The organism is Neisseria sp. P0021.S006 (genome assembly GCF_051956895.1).
The window spans coordinates 1-4,565 of sequence record NZ_JBQCWZ010000072.1 but is presented as its reverse complement, the minus strand read 5'-3'; the positions used below and the strand labels follow the sequence as shown (position 1 = coordinate 4,565).

At 50.7% G+C, this 4,565-nt stretch carries 4 protein-coding genes; all 4 read right to left on the bottom strand.

What is annotated here, in order from left to right; translation table 11 throughout:
* Window positions 1-1,276, bottom strand: a 1,276-nt coding sequence (locus ACTHUM_RS10515; protein WP_440402856.1) for a GNVR domain-containing protein, incomplete at its 3' end; no start/stop codon positions are given.
* Window positions 1,277-1,302: 26 nt separating this feature from the next.
* Window positions 1,303-1,752 carry a low molecular weight protein-tyrosine-phosphatase gene (locus tag ACTHUM_RS10510; RefSeq protein ID WP_070584690.1) on the bottom strand — a complete coding sequence of 150 codons (450 nt, stop codon included), beginning with the start codon at window positions 1,750-1,752 and terminating at the stop codon, window positions 1,303-1,305.
* A 171-nt stretch (window positions 1,753-1,923) separates the two neighbouring features.
* Window positions 1,924-3,051: a polysaccharide export protein gene (locus tag ACTHUM_RS10505; RefSeq protein WP_107769120.1), complete on the bottom strand. Its 1,128-nt coding sequence runs from the start codon at window positions 3,049-3,051 to the stop codon at window positions 1,924-1,926.
* Window positions 3,052-3,094: 43 nt separating this feature from the next.
* Window positions 3,095-4,565: polysaccharide biosynthesis protein (locus ACTHUM_RS10500; RefSeq protein ID WP_440402855.1), on the bottom strand; the 1,471-nt coding region annotated here is incomplete at its 5' end.

Genomic DNA, 4,565 nt, shown 5'->3' with positions numbered 1-4,565 from the left:
TGATTACGGCTTTACGCGGTGCAACGGGGTTTTCAGGGACATAGGCATAATCGACGATGCGGACATTACCTTGCGCGCTGGCTTTCATGATGTTGAGTTCTTGTTGTTTGCTCAACAGTTGGACGTAGGTAGCCTGGTTGGTTTCTACGTCGCGGGTCAGGCGGATAACTTCTTGTTGGGTATTCGGCAACTCGGCGATTTGTTGATTGATTTTGTTTTTAGCGCGCTCGAGAACGGCAAGTTTGTCCAATACGGCTTTATAGGAAGGGTGTTCCGGCGTGTACAGCTCGGCTAAGCCTGCTTCTTCGGTTTTGAGCAGGGTAATTTGGGTTTCGATGCTGGTCAGGCTTTCCAATGCGCCTTTGGACTCGAGTGGAATGTCGAGAGAGCCTGATTGTTGGCGGTAGGCATTGAGTTTGTTTTCAGCGTCTTGCAAGGTTTCTTTCAAGCGTGGCAATTCTTCGCTGATGAAGGCCAAACCGCTGGATGCAACTTGGACATCGCGTTCACGGTTTTGCGCAACGTAGTTGTCGGCAATGCTGTTGAGGATGACGCTGGTACGTTTAGGGTCGGTGCCGGTAAAGGCAAGGTTGATGATGGGGCTAGTTTTACCTTTGCTGATAACAGCCAGTTTGTTTTGGATGTTTTCGATGGCGCTGATGCGGGAGAACTTGGTCAACGTAAATTCTTGACCCGGATTGGCCAGTATTTGATCGATTTTGAGGGTGGTGTGATTGTTGATTTTCAGAGGCACGCCGACCTTGCCTTCGACGACGCGTTTGTCAGGAAGGGTAAGGGTATAGGCCTTGTTGCTTTTGGCGGTCAGCGTGAAGGTTTTGTTGAACCATTCGTCTTGTACGGTAAAGCTGCCGACGGTCAATTTAGGATCGGGGTCGCCGCTGATGTTGTGCATCAGGCTGCCGATAACGGGTGTGTATTTGGCTTTGACTTCTTGGTCAAGCTGAAGGTCATCGACGGTTTTACCCAGCACCAAGCGTGATTGAACCAGCTCGACTTCTGCTTCAGACGGCGTGGTTTGATTGTTGAAGATGCTGTTGATTTCGGTCAGGATTTGGTTTTGTCGCGTTTCAATTTCCAGCATGGCGTCGGCACGGTATTGCGGAGTGGATGCCAGGCTGAAGGCTGCGCCAAGAATGCCGCCTGCAAGCAGGGCAGCGAGGATTTTGTATTTATTTGTCCAAATTACGCGCAGCTGTTGACCGAAGTCGATTTCGTCATTGTCTGCGCTGTAAGGTATGTAGGTCGTTTTTTTCATTGCTTGCTTTCTTGTTTATGCCGGTTTTATACCGGTTGAGTTTTTCCGTTTAGTTTGGTTTTCCAAGTGTCTGCGGCAGCATTGAGCTGTTCAAAAACGGCTTCAAACATTTCGCTGCTTTGTTTGTATGGGTCAGGTACGGTTTTTTTAGGTAACCATTGGGCAAACAGCATGGTTTTGCTGCGTGCCGGCGAATGGATGTCGGCAACCATATCGATTTGACTGGGCTCCATCACAAGAATCAAATCGGCCTGCTCGCACATTTGGGCGGTCAGCTGGCGTGCCGTATGGCCTGCAACGATAACGCCGTGTTTGAGTGCGGTTTTAATAGCTTGGAAATCGGCATCCTTCCCTGCCAGTGCTTTTATGCCGGCGCTGCTGATTTGATGGCCGGGTAGTTTTTTCTGCATGATCCGCTCTGCTGTAGGGGAGCGGCAGATGTTGCCTAGGCAGACGATGAGTATGTTGTGGTACATGATATTGTTTTCGGTTTATGGTCTGAAAAAAGCGTGAGTCAGACTATAAGATACTGCTTTTCCGTTTGTGTGGTGTGTACGGCTTTTGTATGCCGTTTATGTAATTGGTTTGGATTGTGCGTAATTTTGTATCCTGCTGTCAAACAAGGGTCTGACAGCAGGAACCACTGTTTATTTAAATGTATTGTCGAGGGTGTTGACGTTGCTGATGGAGTTGGTAATTTGTGACATTACGCGGTTCCAACGGGTAACCGGGGCGGCGGTAACGTAAACGGTATCTTCCGAACGCAGTTTGAATTCGCTGCCCAGCGCGTAAGAAGTCGCATCTTTCAGGTTGAGCTGATAGATGTGGATAGGTTTGGCCGCATCTTCTGGTGCGCGGCGGATCACGAATACGCCGGTTGCATCAGCATAGTTTTGGTTCATGCCGCCGACTTCGCCGAGCGCTTGGGTCAGGTTGAGGCCGTGATTGCCGATCGGCAGAGTGGCTTGTTTGCCGACTTCGCCCATGATGTAGATTTTGTTGTTGCTGCTGTTAGGAACGTAAACGATGTCGCCATGGCTGAGAAGATGGTTTTGTGACATATCGCCGTATTGCAGCATGTCTTGCAGGGAAATGGTGCGGTCGACGCCGTTGTGCGTCCATTTGATGTGTTGGGTGTCGGCACTTTGGGTGACACCGCCTGCTTGGTTGATGGCATCCAAAATGGTCATCGGGATATTGGTAATCGGCTGCTGACCTGCTTGGTTGATAGCACCGGATACTGAAATGCGTTGCGAACGGAATTCGGTAACGTTGATGGCTACTTGAGGGTTTTTGATGTAGCGTTTCAGAAGGCTGGTCAGGGTATTTTGCAATTCGTCCAAAGTTTTGCCTTTAGCTTGAATTTTGCCTGCCAATGGATAAGTAATATAACCGCCCTCATCTACCCAGGCACCGCGGCTGACTTGGTTGGTTTGCGGGTTGCTTTGCTGGATAGGGGAGTTGAGGTCGGAGTGCGCCCAAACCATGATATTGAGGACGTCGCCGCTGCCGATGCGGTAGCGGTAAGCACTTTTGCTTTGCTCCAAACCTTGGTTGTTTTGGGAAAGTACAGGCGGCTTGCGCATTTTTTCAATTAGGTTGGGTGTGATGGGGTAAACGGCAACGCGGCTGTCGAGATTGGTATCGGCTGCGGTGTCGGTATCGGTGTAAACAATTGTTTTGGTTCTGGTTTTGATGGTTGAACCAGGAATAACTGTCGTGCTGTTACAGGCAGTTAGTGCTAATAAAGCAAGCAGGGAGAGTGTTTTTTTCATGTAGTAGTCCTTGCGGGATGGTGTCCGGGCTGTCTGAAAATATTCAGACGGCCTTATTGTTTTGTTGCCAAACCAGGTCGCAGATACCGTCTTTAGGTACGAAGCCTGTCGGTGCGCGCAACAGAAGCTGGCGCAGGCTGTTTTGGTCGCTTTGGAGACAAGCGGTTTCGAGTTCCGACAGTATGTCAGATAATTGCGTCCATGGAAGCATTACTTCACTGGCGGTCATAATCCGGGGATGAGTGGTTTTTTGCACCTCATCACCGATGAGCAGTTCTTCATACAGTTTCTCGCCCGGGCGCAGGCCGGTAATCTTGATTTCGATGTCGCCGTGTGGGTGTTGCTCATCTTTGACTTTGAGGCCGCTGAGGACAATCATTTGACGGGCAAGGTCGATGATTTTGACGGATTCGCCCATGTCGAGGACGAATACGTCGCCGCCTTTACCCATTGCACCGGCTTGGATAACCAGTTGCGCCGCTTCGGGAATGGTCATGAAGTAGCGGGTAATGTCTTGGTGGGTCAGGGTAATCGGGCCGCCTTCGGCAATTTGTTTTTCAAATACAGGGACAACGGAGCCGGACGAACCCAATACATTGCCGAAACGCACCATGCAGAAGCGTGTTTTTTGTTCTGGCTCGGCGGCAAGCGCTTGTAGGCAGAGTTCGGCCATGCGTTTGCTGGCGCCCATGGTGTTGGTCGGACGGACGGCTTTGTCGGTGGAAATCAAAACAAAGGTGGAAACGCCTGCATCTACGGCAGCCTGCGCGCAGCAGAGTGTGCCGAATACGTTGTTTTGAATGCCTTCGATGGTGTTGAATTCGACCATAGGGACGTGTTTGTAGGCTGCGGCATGATAAACGGTGTCGACATGATAGGCCTTCATGATGCTGCTAAGGCGTTCTTTGTTTTGAACCGAGCCTAAAAGCGGTACGACTTCGACTTGACTGCCTTGCGCGGCTTGGGTTTCGCGCAATTCTTTGTCTATGCTGTATAGGGCAAATTCGGACAATTCAAACAACAGCAGTTTGGTCGGACGGCAGTTGAGAATCTGACGGCAAAGTTCGGAGCCGATAGAGCCGCCTGCGCCGGTCACCATCACGACTTTGTCGCTGATGTCGGCACTCATTAATTCAGGGCGCGGTGCCACAGGGGTGCGGCCGAGCAAATCGACCACAGAGATTTTTTTCAATGAGCTGACGTTGATTTTGCCGTCCACCAAATCCTTCATGCCCGGAATGGTCAGGACTTCGCATTTGTACGCTTCGAGGCGGCGGATAATGTCTTTGCGTTCTTCCGGCGTAGAACTTGGAATCGCCAGCAGAATTTTGCGGACGCCGTAGCGGCGGATCAGCATCGGGATTTCGTTGGGGTTGTAGACGGCAAGGTCATAGATGACGGTACGTTGGATTTTCGGGTTGTCATCGACAAAGGCGATGGCCGAGTATTCGTTAACCTGTTTGATGGCTTCCAGTAATTGGCGGCCGGATTGGCCTGCGCCGTAGATGATGACG